Source organism: Hymenobacter piscis (assembly GCF_018760735.1).
GTDB lineage: Bacteria > Bacteroidota > Bacteroidia > Cytophagales > Hymenobacteraceae > Hymenobacter > Hymenobacter piscis.
In genome coordinates this window covers 15,754-30,634 of record NZ_JAHHZN010000004.1, presented here as the reverse complement: position 1 = coordinate 30,634, position 14,881 = coordinate 15,754, and the positions used below count along the sequence as shown (strand labels likewise).

11 protein-coding genes and 1 tRNA gene are annotated in these 14,881 nt (G+C 58.4%); 9 read left to right on the top strand and 3 right to left on the bottom strand.

Features of this window, described 5'->3' with window-relative positions; genetic code table 11:
* Window positions 1–52: 52 nt before the first annotated feature.
* Window positions 53–478 carry a methylmalonyl-CoA epimerase gene (gene mce, locus KLP40_RS05740; RefSeq protein ID WP_215592795.1) on the bottom strand — a complete coding sequence of 142 codons (426 nt, stop codon included), beginning with the start codon at window positions 476–478 and terminating at the stop codon, window positions 53–55.
* A gap of 160 nt (window positions 479–638) precedes the next feature.
* Here mce and KLP40_RS05735 point away from each other — a divergent pair, with 160 nt between their 5' ends.
* The 5 genes from KLP40_RS05735 to KLP40_RS05715 all read left to right on the top strand — a co-directional run bounded on the left by KLP40_RS05735 (window position 639) and on the right by KLP40_RS05715 (window position 7,236).
* Window positions 639–1,853, top strand: a complete 1,215-nt coding sequence (locus KLP40_RS05735) for an IscS subfamily cysteine desulfurase (protein WP_215592794.1) — start codon at window positions 639–641, stop codon at window positions 1,851–1,853.
* A 109-nt stretch (window positions 1,854–1,962) separates the two neighbouring features.
* A complete protein-coding gene (gene iscU / locus KLP40_RS05730; protein WP_119655535.1) occupies window positions 1,963–2,379 on the top strand; it encodes a Fe-S cluster assembly scaffold IscU in 417 nt (138 codons plus the stop codon).
* A 124-nt stretch (window positions 2,380–2,503) separates the two neighbouring features.
* Window positions 2,504–2,914: a hypothetical protein gene (locus tag KLP40_RS05725; protein ID WP_215592793.1), complete on the top strand. Its 411-nt coding sequence runs from the start codon at window positions 2,504–2,506 to the stop codon at window positions 2,912–2,914.
* 97 nt (window positions 2,915–3,011) lie between these two features.
* The gene (locus KLP40_RS05720; RefSeq protein WP_215592792.1) at window positions 3,012–3,338 is read left to right on the top strand and encodes a HesB/IscA family protein; all 327 of its coding nucleotides are present in this window, start codon (window positions 3,012–3,014) and stop codon (window positions 3,336–3,338) included.
* Between the two features lie 577 nt (window positions 3,339–3,915).
* Window positions 3,916–7,236, top strand: a complete 3,321-nt coding sequence (locus tag KLP40_RS05715; protein ID WP_215592791.1) for a T9SS type A sorting domain-containing protein — start codon at window positions 3,916–3,918, stop codon at window positions 7,234–7,236.
* 251 nt (window positions 7,237–7,487) lie between these two features.
* On the opposite strand, the gene KLP40_RS05710 is transcribed toward KLP40_RS05715, so the two are convergent.
* A tRNA-Ile gene (locus tag KLP40_RS05710) sits at window positions 7,488–7,561 on the bottom strand.
* 125 nt (window positions 7,562–7,686) lie between these two features.
* Between KLP40_RS05710 and KLP40_RS05705 the strand changes: the two genes are divergently transcribed.
* The 3 genes from KLP40_RS05705 to KLP40_RS05695 all read left to right on the top strand — a co-directional run bounded on the left by KLP40_RS05705 (window position 7,687) and on the right by KLP40_RS05695 (window position 10,348).
* Complete coding sequence (locus KLP40_RS05705; RefSeq protein ID WP_215592789.1) at window positions 7,687–8,325, top strand: HAD family hydrolase; 639 nt, start codon at window positions 7,687–7,689, stop codon at window positions 8,323–8,325.
* Window positions 8,309–9,568 (top strand): site-2 protease family protein, encoded by a 1,260-nt coding sequence (locus tag KLP40_RS05700; RefSeq protein WP_317196751.1) that lies wholly within the window; start codon window positions 8,309–8,311, stop codon window positions 9,566–9,568. The genes KLP40_RS05705 and KLP40_RS05700 overlap by 17 nt, the downstream gene beginning before the upstream one ends.
* Before the next feature lie 129 nt (window positions 9,569–9,697).
* Window positions 9,698–10,348 carry a hypothetical protein gene (locus tag KLP40_RS05695; protein ID WP_215592788.1) on the top strand — a complete coding sequence of 217 codons (651 nt, stop codon included), beginning with the start codon at window positions 9,698–9,700 and terminating at the stop codon, window positions 10,346–10,348.
* A 119-nt stretch (window positions 10,349–10,467) separates the two neighbouring features.
* On the opposite strand, the gene KLP40_RS05690 is transcribed toward KLP40_RS05695, so the two are convergent.
* Window positions 10,468–11,655, bottom strand: a complete 1,188-nt coding sequence (locus tag KLP40_RS05690; RefSeq protein ID WP_215592787.1) for a phosphoglycerate kinase — start codon at window positions 11,653–11,655, stop codon at window positions 10,468–10,470.
* Between the two features lie 253 nt (window positions 11,656–11,908).
* Between KLP40_RS05690 and KLP40_RS05685 the strand changes: the two genes are divergently transcribed.
* Window positions 11,909–14,749: a D-alanine--D-alanine ligase family protein gene (locus KLP40_RS05685; RefSeq protein ID WP_215593041.1), complete on the top strand. Its 2,841-nt coding sequence runs from the start codon at window positions 11,909–11,911 to the stop codon at window positions 14,747–14,749.
* The last annotated feature ends 132 nt before the right edge of the window (window positions 14,750–14,881 follow it).

Here is a 14,881-nt window from a genome sequence, read left to right as displayed (position 1 = left end):
GGGCGATGGAAGGGAAGGGCGATGGAAGAGCAGTAAGAATCGAAACCGGCTTCTACCCTGCTGAATTTGCCGCCGCCGGCACTGACTGGCACAGCTCCACCAGCACGCCGGTGGCCGATTTGGGGTGCACAAAGCACACGAGCTTGTTGTCGGCGCCCTGCTTGGGTTCCTCGTTCAGCAGCACGAAGCCCGCAGCCCGCAGCCGGGCCATTTCGGCCCGGATGTCGGCTACTTCAAAGGCCACGTGATGAATGCCTTCCGGTTTTTTGGCCAGGTATTTCGTGATGGCGCTGTCGGGCGAGGTACCGGCCAGCAGTTCAATCTTGGAGCCGCCGACCTGGAAGAAAACCGTGTCCACGGCCTCCGAAGCCACGTGCTCGCGCTTGTAGGGCGTATTTCCCAGCAGGGTGGTGTAGAGGGCGGTGGCGGCTTCCAGGTCGTGCACGGCCAGGCCGAGGTGTTCGAGGTTGGTAAACATGGGGGTAGCAAGGGGAAAGGCGCCAGCCAGGGCATAGCGCAGCTTCTTTGGATTTGTTCTACTTTTGCACCACAAAGGTGGGAAGAATCGTAAACCTGTTTGCCGGTTTGCGTGTTCTACCTGCGAATGATTCTCCGCTGCAAAACCAGAACTCCGAGCCATGCTCAAGCTACCTATTTACCTCGATAACAACGCCACCACGCCCCTCGACCCGCGGGTTCTGGAGGCTATGATGCCGTACCTGACCGAGGTATTCGGCAACGCGGCTTCCCGCAACCATCCCTTCGGCTGGGCCGCTGAGGAAGCCGTGGATTACGCCCGCGAGCAGATTGCCGGTCTCATCAACTGCGACCCCAAGGAGATTATCTTCACCTCGGGCGCCACGGAGTCGGATAACCTGGCTATCAAAGGCGTGTTTGAGATGTACGCCCAGAAGGGCAACCACATCATCACCACTACCACTGAGCACAAAGCCGTGCTCGACACCTGCAAGCACATCGAGAAGATGGGCGGCAAGGTGACCTACCTGCCCGTTAATTCCGAAGGCCTCATCAGCCTGGAGGAACTGAAGGCGGCCATGACCCCGGAAACCATCCTGGTGGCCATCATGTACGGCAATAACGAAACCGGCACCATCCAGCCCATTCGTGAAATTGCCGCCATTGCCCACCAGCACGGGGCTCTGTTTATGACCGACGGTACCCAGGCCGTGGGTAAGATTCCGGTAGACGTACTGGCCGACGGCATCGACCTGATGGCTTTCACGGCGCACAAGATGTACGGCCCCAAAGGCATCGGTGCCCTGTACGTGCGCCGCAAGAACCCCCGGGTGAAAGTAACCGCCCAGATGGACGGCGGCGGCCACGAGCGGGGCATGCGCTCGGGTACGCTCAACGTGCCCGGCATTGTGGGACTGGGCAAGGCCTGTGAGCTGGCCAAACAGGAGATGGCCGCCGACGCCGCGCGCCTGAGCACCCTGCGCGACCGGCTGGAAAAAGAGCTACTGGGCCTGGAGGAAAGTTACGTGAACGGCTCGGTGGAACACCGCCTGCCTCACGTGGCCAACATCTCCTTTAAATACGTGGAAGGCGAAGGCCTGATGATGGGCGTCAAAGACCTGGCCGTATCGTCGGGCTCGGCCTGCACCTCGGCTTCCCTGGAGCCTTCTTACGTATTGAAGGCCCTGGGCCTGAGCGACGACCTGGCCCACAGCTCCCTGCGCTTCGGCCTGAGCCGCTTCACCACTGATGAGCAGATTGACTACGCCATCGGCCACGTGAAAGAGGCCGTAACGAAGCTCCGCGAAATGTCGCCCCTGTGGGAGATGTTCAAGGAAGGTATCGACCTCGACAAAATTGAGTGGGCCGAACACTAATTCTGTAGAACTTAGATTCGGGAGCCTAGAAATCAGTTCGAATCAATCTTGACTCTCGTGTCCTCTACGTTCTAACTTCTCACATCTAAGATCTTCATTCAAACAAGCCATGGCTTACTCCGATAAAGTAATCGACCATTACAGCAACCCCCGCAACGTGGGCACGCTGGACAAGAGCAAGAAAAGCGTAGGCACCGGTCTGGTGGGCGCCCCCGAGTGCGGCGACGTTATGCGTCTGCAAATCGAGGTGGATGAAGCCACCAACACCATCACCGACGCCAAATTCAAAACCTTCGGCTGCGGCTCGGCCATTGCCTCGTCGTCTTTGGCGACCGAGTGGCTGAAAGGGAAAACCGTGGACGAGGCCTTGGCCATCGATAACATGGAAATAGTGGAAGAGCTGGCTTTGCCGCCCGTGAAAATTCACTGCTCGGTACTGGCCGAGGATGCTATCAAGTCGGCCATCAACGATTACCGCGTGAAAAACGGCCTGCCCGAACTGGAAACGGCTAAGTCGCACCACTAAGCGGTAGTTAGCAGCCAGGAGCCAGGAGTTAGAATCAAGCGTTCCGGTATGGAGCCCATGATTCTGGCTCCTGGCTCTTTTGCTGTACTATTCTCCCAATTTCTTCCTCCTAGTTCCTCAACTCATGGACCTCTCCCCCACCGACGTACACGTTGAAAGTGCCCGGATTCAGCGGCAGATTGAGGACTATCTGGGGCTGGGCGCGGGTAATCTGGTGTTTGAGTTCCGCCAACTCGACGGCCTCACCCGGCTGGATCTGATTACGGTGAACCCGCGCCACCACCAGAGCTTCCTGTTTCGTTACGAAAGCGGACACGACAAGCTGGACGCCCTGCGCAAAATGCTGGCTTACGTGCAGCGCTACCGCGACGAGGAAAGCTCTTATACCATTCAGTGGCGCGCCCGCGGCGACCGGGAATTGCAGACGTCCTATTTTCGGGCCCACAACGTCTACGAAGCCCTTGACAAACTCTACTACAGCCGCGACCTGAATACGATTACTGTATTCAGTGTGGTGCTGAATCCCAGTTCTTAGAATGTTTCTGAACAAGCACCATATCTTTGGTGTTCTGCTTCCGAACTACCCTGCAGTCGGCCGTCGCCGGTCCGCGCTCCGTTAAGTCTTTTGCCCCATGATTACTGTTTCTGACAAAGCCAAGGAGAAAGTTGAAAAGCTCATGCACGATGCCGAGCTGGACGAAACCTACCGCCTGCGTGCCTCGGTGGCCGGCGGTGGCTGCTCTGGTCTGAGCTACAAGCTCGACTTCGATAATGAAGTAAAACCCATGGACCAGGAGTTTGAAGATAAGGGCGTGCGCGTGGTGGTGGATATGAAAAGCTTCCTTTACCTGGCTGGTACCGAGCTCGACTTTTCGGACGGCCTCAATGGCAAGGGTTTCCAATTCAACAACCCCAATGCCTCGCGGGAGTGCGGCTGCGGCGAGAGTTTCTCCGTATAGTTTTACGTTGCTCACCAAGTAGCCACCGGACATTTCGCGGCCCCAGATAGTCAATCATCCTGATTGACTATCTGGGGCCTTATGCGTGCAATAGTCCCGCACTAGCCCTTTTTGAAAATACCAAAATACCGGTGAAAAGTACCTGGATTGCAGTAGGTGTGCGTCACAGGCATTACCTTTGCACCCAATACCGCTGACTCGTAAATTATTACCCTATCACTGGAATTTTTTTACAAGACATTGTGTTTTTGGCGGGCTCTCAATCCTGACTGCTTCTACAGTCTCGTAACCAGTAGCCCGTACCAGGTACCACTGCTTTCAATACGGAGAGGAAATACCTGAAAAGGTCAACAAAATAATAACATAATACTCTCATTGGCATGAAATGTGTCGCAGCAGTGCTGGCAATGCCTTACACCTTTCTCAATATATAGCAATACTCGCGAATATGCAGAAAATATTTCTAAAAACCCCGTACCTACTTCCGCTTTGAATACGTATGTGCTCCGGAACCTATAAGGTTCCGGCTTAAAGATGCACGTCTGGCTCATTTTTGAACAACTCACTTCTTCATATTATGAAAAAAACTTACAATTCGCCGGCCCGGCACCGGAGTTGGCTACAGTTGCTGGCCATCTGGTCTCTCTTGGTGGGACTGCCGTCTTTGGGAAAGGCCCAGGTCTTTACTGAGCGCATGGGCACTACAGCCACCGAAGGCCAGCAGGTAGCGGCCTATGAGGCCTCGCTCGGATTCGATAATGACAGCGAGAAAGGATTAGACTATCTGGCTAGCGGAACGGATACCCCGGTGCTGTCACTAGTGGGTACTGGCAGCACGTCGGGCGGTCCGAATATTCTGTTTCCTAACAGCGCAGCTGCAGCCAACTTTTTCATTCGCTCCATCAATACAGCTGGCTTCTCGGGAGGTAGCCTTTCGTTCCAGCTCAACGCCCCGGCCGGTCAGTTTACTGGCACTACTGTTGCCGCCGGTAACAACCGGTTCCGTATTGGTTATGCCATTGGCACAGTAAGCCCAGTGAATGGTGCCGTGACCTACTCGACCTATACCAATGTTGGCTATACCTACTCCGCTGGTAGCACCGGAGGCTGGGGTACGGCCACGCTGACGTTACCGGCAGCCGTACCTGGCAATGCGCTGGTGGCTCTGCGCTTTCAGCGTATAGGAGCAGCTACGGGTGATTTCCGCCTCGACGACGTGCAACTGACCAGCACCGTAACCCCTACCATTACGGGCTTGCCTACTGAGCTTGATTTCGGTGATATAGCTGTTGGCACTTTCGCTACACAGACTGTTCGGGTAAGCGGCCAAGGCCTGACGGGCAACCTCACCGTGACTGCTCCGGCCGGTTACTTGGTTCGTAACCCTAGCGGTGGGGCCTTTGTACAGACGCTTTCGCTGCCCTCCAATAATGGCGTTACGCCCAGCACGCGAATTCAGGTACGCTTTGCGCCTGCAACTGCCGGCCCCAATAACGCCGCGCTGGTTGTATCGAGCCCTGGCACTACAGATGTAGAGATTGACCTGATGGGTAACGGCACTGAAGGTACGCTGACGGCTAACCCCACGTCCATTAATTTCGGCACTGTTTTCACTGGCCAGTCTACTCTTCCGACTGACGTGACGGTTACGGGCACCGATGTAGCGGGTAATGTTACGGTAACGGCCCCTACCGGATTCCAGGTACGCAAGACGACGACTTCTGCTTATGGCTCGTCCATTATCCTGACGCCAGCAGAAGCAGCGGCGGGTTTCACCTTCCAGGTTAGATTTAATCCTTCGACGGCTGGTTCCTATAGCGTTCCGCTCCTAATTTCTGCAACTAACGCATCTACTTCAGTAGCTCTGCAGGGCCAGGCTAATCCGGCTCCGGCTGGTCCGTTTATCACGGTGAATCCTTCAAGCTTGGATTTTGGTACCGTCACCAGCACCGGTTCTGCCCAGACGCTTTCGTTCACGGTTAACGCCGGTAACCTCACTGCACCGCTCGTGTTAACGGGTTCGAGTGACATCATTAGATTTCGTGATACATCCGCTGGGGGAACCCCTGTCACTGGTCCTATCACCATCAATCCGGTTAACGGTACAGTGTCCACCCGCACGATTGAGGTGGAACTCCGGGGGCCAATACCGAGCGGTAGTTTCACTGGTACCATTACCGCCTCCAGCACAGGTGCCACCAATCAAGTGGTAACTATCACAGCTAATAGCACGGGTGGCAATTCAACACTTAATATTCAGCGGACGTTAGCCCAATTCTCTACGGTTCCCGGCGTTCCTTCAGCTGCACAGTTTTACACGGTTAGTGGTACTAATCTACTACGTCCAATTACAGTAACTGCCCCCCAGTATTTTCAAGTAGCACTTGACTCCACTTTCACGGGCATCACGACTACAGGCAATTCATTAGTGCTGAATCAGAATGGTTCCGGTGAGGTTCTTGTTACGCGTATTTACGTACGTTTCCTGCCCCCTTCTGCTTTAAGCACTACTACTGTAATCGTTAATACCAGCAGTCCGGCTCCCGAGCAGGGCGTTCGGGCCAACGGTACCAGCGAACCTTCTATCCAGCTAGCTAATACTTTCCAGCCAGTTAGCCTAGTAGTGCTCAACACGCCGTCTGCCTTCCAGGCACTGACGGTGAATGCTGAGCGGGTGTTACAGCCCATCACTATCAGCAAGCGAGTGGATCCCAACCCATTGAACCCAGGCCTGACGCCGCAATTTGAGCTGTCGTTGGACAATGTGACATTCAGTGATGAAATCACGTTAACTCCGAATCCCGCTACATTCACTGTCAATCAGCCCATTTTTGTGCGCTATGTTCCTACTTATCTGGGCTCGGCCAATTCAACCCTACGCTTCCAGAGTAGCGACTTCTCCAATCCAAATCCTCAAAACTTTGCAGTCAATGGGCTACTTACGGGCAGTTCTATTGATGTAGAGCCTACCCGGCGTAGCGAGGCCACTGTTACCCGCAACAACAGTACAGCTATTGTCAACTTCAACCTGCCGCCTAATTTTGCAGCTCAGGGTTTTGGTGAGGGTCGTCTGATTCTGGCCAGCGAGAACTCTACTCTACCCGCTAATATTCGCCCTCAGGATGGTCAGCCTTATCAGACCGGCAACCAGACTTACGGTATTGAGCAGTTCGCTCCTGGCTATTTTGTCGTGTACTCGGGCTCCAACAACACAGTACAGGTAGATGGCCTTGTCTCGGGTACTACGTATTATTTCTACACTTTTGAATACAATAACATTGACCCCTCTGGTTTACAGTTAACTGGAACCGAGAACTACCTGACCCCGCCCGAGCCGCAGATTATTCCCGGCATCATTGCTCCTTCGCCCCTGCCGGTTACGTTGGTTGCCTTTACGGCCCGCGTAAAGGGCAGTCAGGTTGCCCTGAACTGGAATACGGCGGCTGAGCTGAACAACAAGCACTTTGAAGTGCAGCGCAGCCAGGATGGCAAGTCTTTCGAAACCATTCTCACCACGCCTGGTAAGGGAACAACCAATTCGGCGTCGTCTTACAGTGAAGTGGACCGTCGCCCCCTCAGCGGCGTATCGTACTACCGCCTCAAGCAGGTTGATCTGGACGGCACGTTTGCTTACAGTGGCATCGAAACGGTTAACTTCCTGAGCAACGGCGAACTGGTGATGTACCCTAACCCAGTGGAAGAACAGCTGACCATTCAGGTTGCCGGTTCCACGGAAGGGTTACAGGTTCGCATCACCGATCTGACCGGACGTGTTATCAGCACCCAGGCTCTGACCGCTGATGGGAAGCTGAACATGGCCGATCTGAAAGCCGGCACTTACCTGGTAACGGTTGGCCGCGGTGATACCAGTGTTACCCGCCGCATCGTGAAAAAATAGCCTATCAGGTTATTGGCTTAAAACAAAAGAGCTTCCCGAAAACGGGAAGCTCTTTTGTTTTAAGCAGGAATGCCAGGCGGCAGCGGTAAACAGAAAAAGTGAACTCCACCAGCTTTTCGCTCAATTACTACGCCCCGACGCGTCAATCAAGTACGCAAACGCCGCTTGCTTCCCCACTTCTGCGCGAGACAGACACACAAACACAAATACCTCCCCAACAACCCGAGTGGCTGTTAGGGAGGTATTTTGCGTGGGCCCAACTGGAATCGAACCAGTGACCTGCTGATTATGAGTCAGCTGCTCTAACCGATTGAGCTATAGGCCCTTGCCTTTACCAACTATCAGGCAGTTGGTTTCAGCCGTGCAAACTTCGACTTTTGTGGGCGAATTTGCAATTACACCCGGCAGGAAAAGCGCTTTTCCTGCCCCTTGCCTCAGATACTCAGCTGCATGCCACATCATCTGCCTAACCTGCTTTTTGATTTCGGGGGAGTACTCATCAACATTGACTACGGCCTGACCGTGGAGGCCATGCGCCGCCTGGGTAGTCCCATCGAGTTTACCCAGGCAGCGCAGGCGGCGCTTTTCGACCAGCTGGAAACCGGGCAGCTGAATCCGGGGCAGTTTAGGGCCGGGCTGCGGCAGCACTACGGGCTTACGGCCACCGATGCGGAGCTGGACGCCGCCTGGAACGCCCTGCTGCTGGACGTACCGGCGGAGCGCCTGGCCTTGCTGGCTGAGTTGCGGAGCCGGGGCCACCAGACGGCCCTGTTATCCAATACCAACCAGATTCATATTGCGGAAATCAACCGGCGGCTCAACGTCCAGTACGGCTTGAAGCACGGTATTGCCGATTGCCTCGACCGGGTATTTTACTCCCAGGAAGTAGGATGGCGCAAACCGGGAGAGGAAATATTCCGGCACGCGCTGCAGCAGATGAACTGGAAGGCCGAAGAAACGTTGTTCATTGAAGACAGTCCCCAGCATATTGAAACAGCCCGTCGGCTGGGGCTGCATACGTTGTTTCTGACGCCGCCCCTTACGCTGCAAGACGCCCTGCCCGCTGCCATCCGTGCCTTCACCGCCTGAGAACCTGCCCCCCCTCCCCCTGCTTCCGCGGGAGTCTTCCGCCCTTACGGCGGCCGAAGCTGATGCCGACGCCCGGCTAGCTTTCCGACGCTATGAGCGCCCTCCCTGGCCCCGCCCCGTGCGCTACGGCCTGCATCTGCTGCTCTTTCTGGTCACCCTGCTGACGACCACGCTGGCGGGCGTTACGCTGGTCCGAAACACCTTTTTGAGTGACTACCTGCTCCCATTTGAGTTGCTGCGGCAACCACTGACGGCGGCCTGGGCGGCCCTCCGACCGGGTCTGTGGTACGCGGGGCCGTTTCTGGCGGTGCTCACGGTGCACGAGTTTGGCCACTACTTTACGGCCCGCTACAACCGTATCCGGGCCACGCTGCCTTACTTCATTCCGCTGCCGCTGGGCTTTGGCACCTTTGGGGCCGTCATCCGCATCCAGGACCGGATATACTCGCGGCGGGAGTTTTTCGATGTCGGTTTGGCCGGACCGCTGGCTGGGTTTGTGGTGGCAGTGGGCGTGCTTTGCTACGGCCTTACCCACCTGCCGCCCCTGGAGTATCTGTTTCAAATACACCCCGAATACCGGCAGTACGGTGCCGCTTACGCCCAGTACGTCTACCAAAACCAGCCGCCCGGCAGCGGCCTCACGCTGGGGCAGCCGCTGCTGTTTAAGGCCCTGGCGGCCCTGCTGGCCGACCCGGCCCGGCTACCGCACCCCCATGAGCTGATTCACTATCCGGTGCTGGTGGCGGGAGTCTTCTCCCTGTTCTTCACGGCGCTGAATCTGCTGCCCATCGGGCAGCTCGATGGCGGGCATATCGTGTACGGGCTGCTGGGGACGCGCCGGGCGGCGCGGGTGTCGGTGGTGCTGTTCGTGGCGTTTATCTTCTACGCGGGTCTGGGGCTGTTTTCGCTGACTTCAGACGCTGATACCTGGCTTTACGGGACCCTCCCCTACGGCCTCTACCTGTGGGCGGTGCTGCGCCGGGCCGTGCCCACGGCCCGGCGCGCCCTGCTGCTGGTGGGGGCCGTCTGGCTCGGGCAGATTGCCTTATCATCGGGCTTTCCGGCGCTGGAGGGCAATCCGGGCTGGCTGCTGTTCGGGCTGCTGCTGGCCCGGGCCACGGGCATCTTTCACCCGCCCGCACCCGACGAGCGGCCGCTTTCCAGCGGTCGGAAAGTGCTGGGCTGGCTGATGCTAGTTATTTTTGTGCTCTGCTTCACGCCCGCGCCGGTTACCATTCACTAGCCGGGGCCCACAACTCCTGACAAGCCCGGTTCGACTGCCTGCCGTACAGCAATGTACATCCTCTCTTTTTTCTACCTTTTTCCGCTATTCCGGCCGCGTAGCCTTCCCGGCGGGCTTCGGCTTTTCTGAATGACTGCTCCCCAATTTTCGCAAACGCATCTGCTGCGTGGTTCCACGCGGCTGTTGTTCCGGCAACACGGCCTCTACGTGAGCCAGCGCCGACGCAATGGCACAGCCTGGCTGGAAACTGAGATACCCTATGAAGAACTGCTGCCCGTGGACCTGGAATACCAGCGCCCCGGCCCTTTGCGCCTTCCACCTGCGGGTATGTGGGTGGCGGTGTGGGTTCTGATTCAGGGCATGAGCCGGCTACTGAACAAGCAGGCGGGACTCTCTACCGAGCTGTGGGTGGCCGCTGGCGGTTTCCTGCTGGGGCTGCTGGGGGTGTATCTGGTCCGGCGCTACTTCGGCCGCACCGTGACGCTGGCCACCAACCGCATCCGCCTGACCCTACCCGACCGGCCCGGCCAGCGCGACGCCCTGGCCACTTTTACGGACGCCCTGCGCCTGCGCGCCCATGCCTATTTGCGCGAAGAATACGCCCAGGTAAACCCGCTGGGGCCCATCGAACTACAGCTCCACCGCCTGCACTGGCTGCATACCCTGCACGTACTCAGCGAGCAGGAGCTGCGCACCCTTAGCACCCGCCTTACCGGCCGCCTCTCCCTCGAGCCCGTCAAGCTCATGGGCCAGGATCTGGAAACACCGTATGTGAATTAAGTGAGGTGGTGAGATAGTGAAATGGTGAGTTGACGTTCGGGCATCCTGCCTGCGCTACTGGCGCAAAATCAGGTTGCCCGAACGTCAACTCACCATTTCACTATCTCACTATTTCACCGCTACCCCAGCGCCGTTACGCCGGGCAGTTCTTTGCCTTCCATGTATTCCAGCAGCGCGCCGCCGCCGGTGCTGATGTAGCTTACCTGGTCGGCGAAACCGAGCTGGTTCACGGCCGCCGCCGAGTCGCCGCCGCCGATGAGGCTGAAGGCGCCCTGCTCGCGGGTAGCGTCGGCAATGGCCTGGGCCACGGCGGTGGTGCCTTTGGCGAAGGTGGGCAGCTCGAACACGCCCATGGGACCGTTCCAGAGGATGGTTTTGGAGTTGCGCACCACCTCGCTGAACGCCTTAATAGAGTCGGGGCCGAGGTCGAGGCCGAGCCAGCCTTCGGGAATCTGGTCATTGGCGGCTACGTTGGTTTCGGCGTCGTTGGCGAATTTATCGGCAATGAGGCTGTCGGTGGGCAGCAGCAGGTTCACGCCCTTGGCCCGGGCCTTTTCGATGAGTTCCAGGGCCAAGTCCATTTTATCGGCTTCCAGCAGCGAGCTGCCGATGCTGCCGCCCTGGGCCTTGGCAAACGTGTAGGCCATGCCGCCCCCGATGAGCAGGTTGTCCACCCGGTCGAGCAGCTTCTCGATGATGAGGATCTTGTCGGAAATCTTGGCCCCGCCCATGATGGCGGTGAAGGGGCGCTCGGCCTCTTCCAGCACCTTTTTGGCGTTATCCAGCTCGCCCTGGAGCAGGTAGCCGCCCACCCGGTCCTCGGCGGCAAACGAGTCGGCAATAACGGCGGTGGAGGCGTGTTTGCGGTGGGCCGCCCCGAAGGCGTCGTTCACGTACACCGTGCCCAATTTGGCCAGCTTGGCGGCAAATTCGGCGTTGCCTTTTTCTTCCTCGGCATAGAAGCGCACGTTTTCTACCAGCAGAATCTGGCCGGGCTGCAAAGCCTGAGCTTTTTCTTCGGCCTGCAGGGCGTCGTCGGCAAACTGTACTTCCTGGCCGTACTCCCGGCTCAGGCGAGCTACCAGGTGCTTGAGCGAGAACTTGTCCTCGGGGCCACCTTTGGGCCGGCCCAGGTGCGAGAGCAGCACCACCGAGCCGCCATCCTGCAGAATCTTCTTGATAGTGGGCGTAGCAGCCCGGATGCGGGTATCGTCGGCAATGGCGAAGCTTTTATCGAGCGGCACGTTGAAATCTACGCGCACCACGGCGCGCTTGCCGGCGAAGTTGTACTGATCGAGGGTTTTCATGGAAAGAAGAAATGGGTTTGGCTGGGGCGAAGATAGGTAATGGGGTGACAGGTGATGAATGGGATAAAGGAGAAACTGTCATCCTGAGCATTCCGCGCATCAAGCGGCGACGAAGGACCCTATCACGCACGAACAGACCGTTCCAGCGGGGCAAGGTCCTTCGCTGCACTCAGGATGACAGACTTTTTTACCCACTTCACCCCATACTTCATCTTATCACTCCATGCCCTCATTACCTATCTTTGCCCCCGATATGAAAATTGGCATCTTCTTCGGTGGCCCGTCGCGCGAGCGGGAAATCAGCTTTGCGGGCGGCCGCACCGTGTACGATAATCTGGATAAGTCGCTGTTTGAGGCCGTGCCCGTGTTTGTGGACAGCCGCGGCAACTTCATTCTGCTCAACTGGGAATTCATCTACAAAGGCACCATCCGGGACTTTTACCCGCCCGTGTCGGCGCTGCCGCCCGTGGAGCTGCCGGTGCAGATGTATTTTGAAAGCCTGGGCGAGCTGAGCCTGGAGGAGCAGGACCGCATTATTGCGGAAGTGGGCCGCCGGGTGGAGCCCCGGGAGCTGACCGGCCTCATCGACTTCGCCTTCCTGGCCCTGCACGGGCCGGCCGGCGAGGACGGTGCCATTCAGGGCCTGTTGGAGTGGTACGGCATTCCGTACTCGGGTTCCGGCATCCTGCCCTCGGCCTTCGGCATCGATAAGATTGCCCAGAAGAAGCTCCTCAAAGCCCTGAACCGCCCCACGCCCGATTTCCGCCTCATCACGGCCGAAGAGTGGGACGCGGCCGACCCGCAAGCCACCCTCGACTACCTGGTGCGCGAGCTGGGCCTGCCGCTGGTGTTCAAGGCCCCGCGCCAGGGCAGCAGCATCGGCATCAGCATTCTGCGCGAAGCCGACGTAGCCCAATTCGCCGCCGCCGTGGAGCGCAGCCTGTTCCGCAAAACCGTAACCCAACAGGAGTGGCAGGCCCTATCGGAGCAACAGAAAACCGTGTGGCTGCAGCAGCTGGTGGACATCCGCGACGGTATTGGCCTGCCGGTGGTGTTGGAGTTGTTGGTTGTTGGTTCTCAGTTGTCAGGCCACAGTGATGCTGGTTTCGGCACAGTTGATCTGACAACTGACAACCAGCAACCAACAACCCTCATTTACCAGCCCGAAGAGCTACTGCGCGCCCTGAACGAGCGGCTGCAGACGGCCGAAGCCGTGCGCCTGACCAGCGTGGAAGGCGAAACTCAGGTGCTGGTGGAGAGCTTCGTGCAGGGCCGCGAGTTTTCCTGCATCGTGGTAGAAGACGCCGACGGCCAGCCGCTGGCTTTGCCGCCCACGGAGATTGTGAAGGGCGAGGAAATGTTCGACTACCGCTCGAAGTACCTGCCCGGCCTCTCCCGCAAAGTCACGCCCATTGATTTGCCTGAGGCCGATATTCAGCGCATCCGCGAGGCCTGCGAGGAAATGTTCCGCACCTTTGGCTTCCAGGTATACGCCCGTTTGGATGGGTTTATTTCGTCAGTTGCCAGTGCTCAGTTGTCAGTTGCCAGTGATCCGAACCTGACAACCAACAACCAACAACCAACAACTCAACTATTCCTCAACGACCCCAACACGACGTCGGGCATGCTGCCGGCTTCGTTCTTCTTCCACCAGGCGGCCGAAATTGGGCTTAACCCCAGCCAGTTCCTCACGTTCCTGATCCGCACCTCCTTGGCGGCGCGGCGGCGCGGGGGGCTGCGGCCGGTGAAGCTGGCGGGCCTGCTGGCGCAGCTGGATGCGGCCGTAGCGGCCCGGGCCTCGGAGGAGCGCACCCGCACCAAAGTGGCCGTGATTATGGGCGGCTACTCCTCAGAGCGGCACATTTCGGTGGAGAGCGGGCGCAATATCTTCGAGAAGCTGAGCTCCTCGGTGAAGTACGAGCCCGTGCCCGTGTTCCTGACCGGCAACAGCCAGAAATTCCGCCTCTACGTGCTGCCCATCAACGTGATGCTGAAGGACAATGCCGACGACATCCGCGAGAAAGTGGAATACATGGAAGCCGGCCACGCGCTGCACCCCATTCTGGAGCGCATCCGCCGCGAGGCCCAGGGCATCACCAGCACCTACGCCGGTCAGCCCACGGCCCAGCCGCGCCGGGTATCGTTCGAGGAGCTGGCGGGTATGGTGGACGAGGTGTTCATTGCCCTGCACGGCCGCCCCGGTGAGGACGGCGCGTTGCAGCGGGAGCTGGAGAAATTCGGCCTGCCCTACAACGGCTCGGGCGTGGAAAGCTCCAGCATCACCATCAACAAGTTCGAAACCAACAAGCGCCTGCGCGAAGCTGGCCTGCGCGTGGCCGAGCACCGCATGGCCAACCGCCTGGAGTGGAACGCCGACGCCGATAGCTTCTACCGCAGCCTCGAAACCCAGTTCCCCTACCCCTTCATTGCCAAGCCCGCCGACGACGGCTGCTCCTCGGCCGTGAAGAAAATCAAGAACCGGGCGGAGCTGGAGGCTTTCACCCGCCTCATCTTCCGCAGCCAGGAAGACCTCATGCCCGCCGATGCCACCACGCTCAGCCTGGGCTTCAAGGAAGAATTCCCGCAGAAGGAGGCCTTCCTGGTGGAAACCCTGATTGACCGCGACGGCGCTGCCCACTTCCTGGAAGTAACCGGCGGCCTGCTCACCCACTGGGACGCCAACGGCCAGCTGCAGATTGAGGTATTTGAGGCCTCCGAGGCCCTGGCTACCGGCGAGGTGCTGAGCCTGGAGGAGAAGTTTCTGGCCGGCGAAGGCCAGAACATCACCCCGGCCCGCTACGCCCCCGAGGCCCAGGAGCGCCAGCGCGTGTCGGAGGAAGTGAAGCAGGAGCTGCGCCGGGTGGCCGAAATCCTGAACATTCAGGGTTACGCCCGCATCGACGCGTTTGTGCGGGTGCGCCAGAACGGGGCCGTGGAGGTCATCATCATCGAGGTAAACTCCCTACCCGGCATGACGCCCGCCACCTGCATCTTCCACCAGACGGCCCTGGCCGGCTACACGCCCTACGACTTCATCGACCGGATTCTGGAGTTCGGCAAGCAGCGCACGGAAAAGGTGAGGACGCAGGTGTAAAAGGCCCGGTCATGCTGAGCTTGCCGAGGAATCCCGCGTGCTGATGAAAACTATTTCAGCAGGCCTGCGCCCTCCCTTTCTTATTCCTAGCTTTGTCGGCTACCTGTAGCTTCTACCTCCTAACTTCTCCCA

Coding starts and splice junctions, on each gene's coding strand:
- KLP40_RS05735 (WP_215592794.1), top strand. CDS start 639: ATGCTCAAGCTACCTATTTACCTCGATAACAACGCCACCACGCCCCTC.
- KLP40_RS05705 (WP_215592789.1), top strand. CDS start 7,687: ATGCCACATCATCTGCCTAACCTGCTTTTTGATTTCGGGGGAGTACTC.
- KLP40_RS05685 (WP_215593041.1), top strand. CDS start 11,909: ATGAAAATTGGCATCTTCTTCGGTGGCCCGTCGCGCGAGCGGGAAATC.
- KLP40_RS05725 (WP_215592793.1), top strand. CDS start 2,504: ATGGACCTCTCCCCCACCGACGTACACGTTGAAAGTGCCCGGATTCAG.
- iscU (WP_119655535.1), top strand. CDS start 1,963: ATGGCTTACTCCGATAAAGTAATCGACCATTACAGCAACCCCCGCAAC.
- KLP40_RS05720 (WP_215592792.1), top strand. CDS start 3,012: ATGATTACTGTTTCTGACAAAGCCAAGGAGAAAGTTGAAAAGCTCATG.
- KLP40_RS05715 (WP_215592791.1), top strand. CDS start 3,916: ATGAAAAAAACTTACAATTCGCCGGCCCGGCACCGGAGTTGGCTACAG.
- KLP40_RS05690 (WP_215592787.1), bottom strand. CDS start 11,655: ATGAAAACCCTCGATCAGTACAACTTCGCCGGCAAGCGCGCCGTGGTG.
- mce (WP_215592795.1), bottom strand. CDS start 478: ATGTTTACCAACCTCGAACACCTCGGCCTGGCCGTGCACGACCTGGAA.
- KLP40_RS05695 (WP_215592788.1), top strand. CDS start 9,698: ATGACTGCTCCCCAATTTTCGCAAACGCATCTGCTGCGTGGTTCCACG.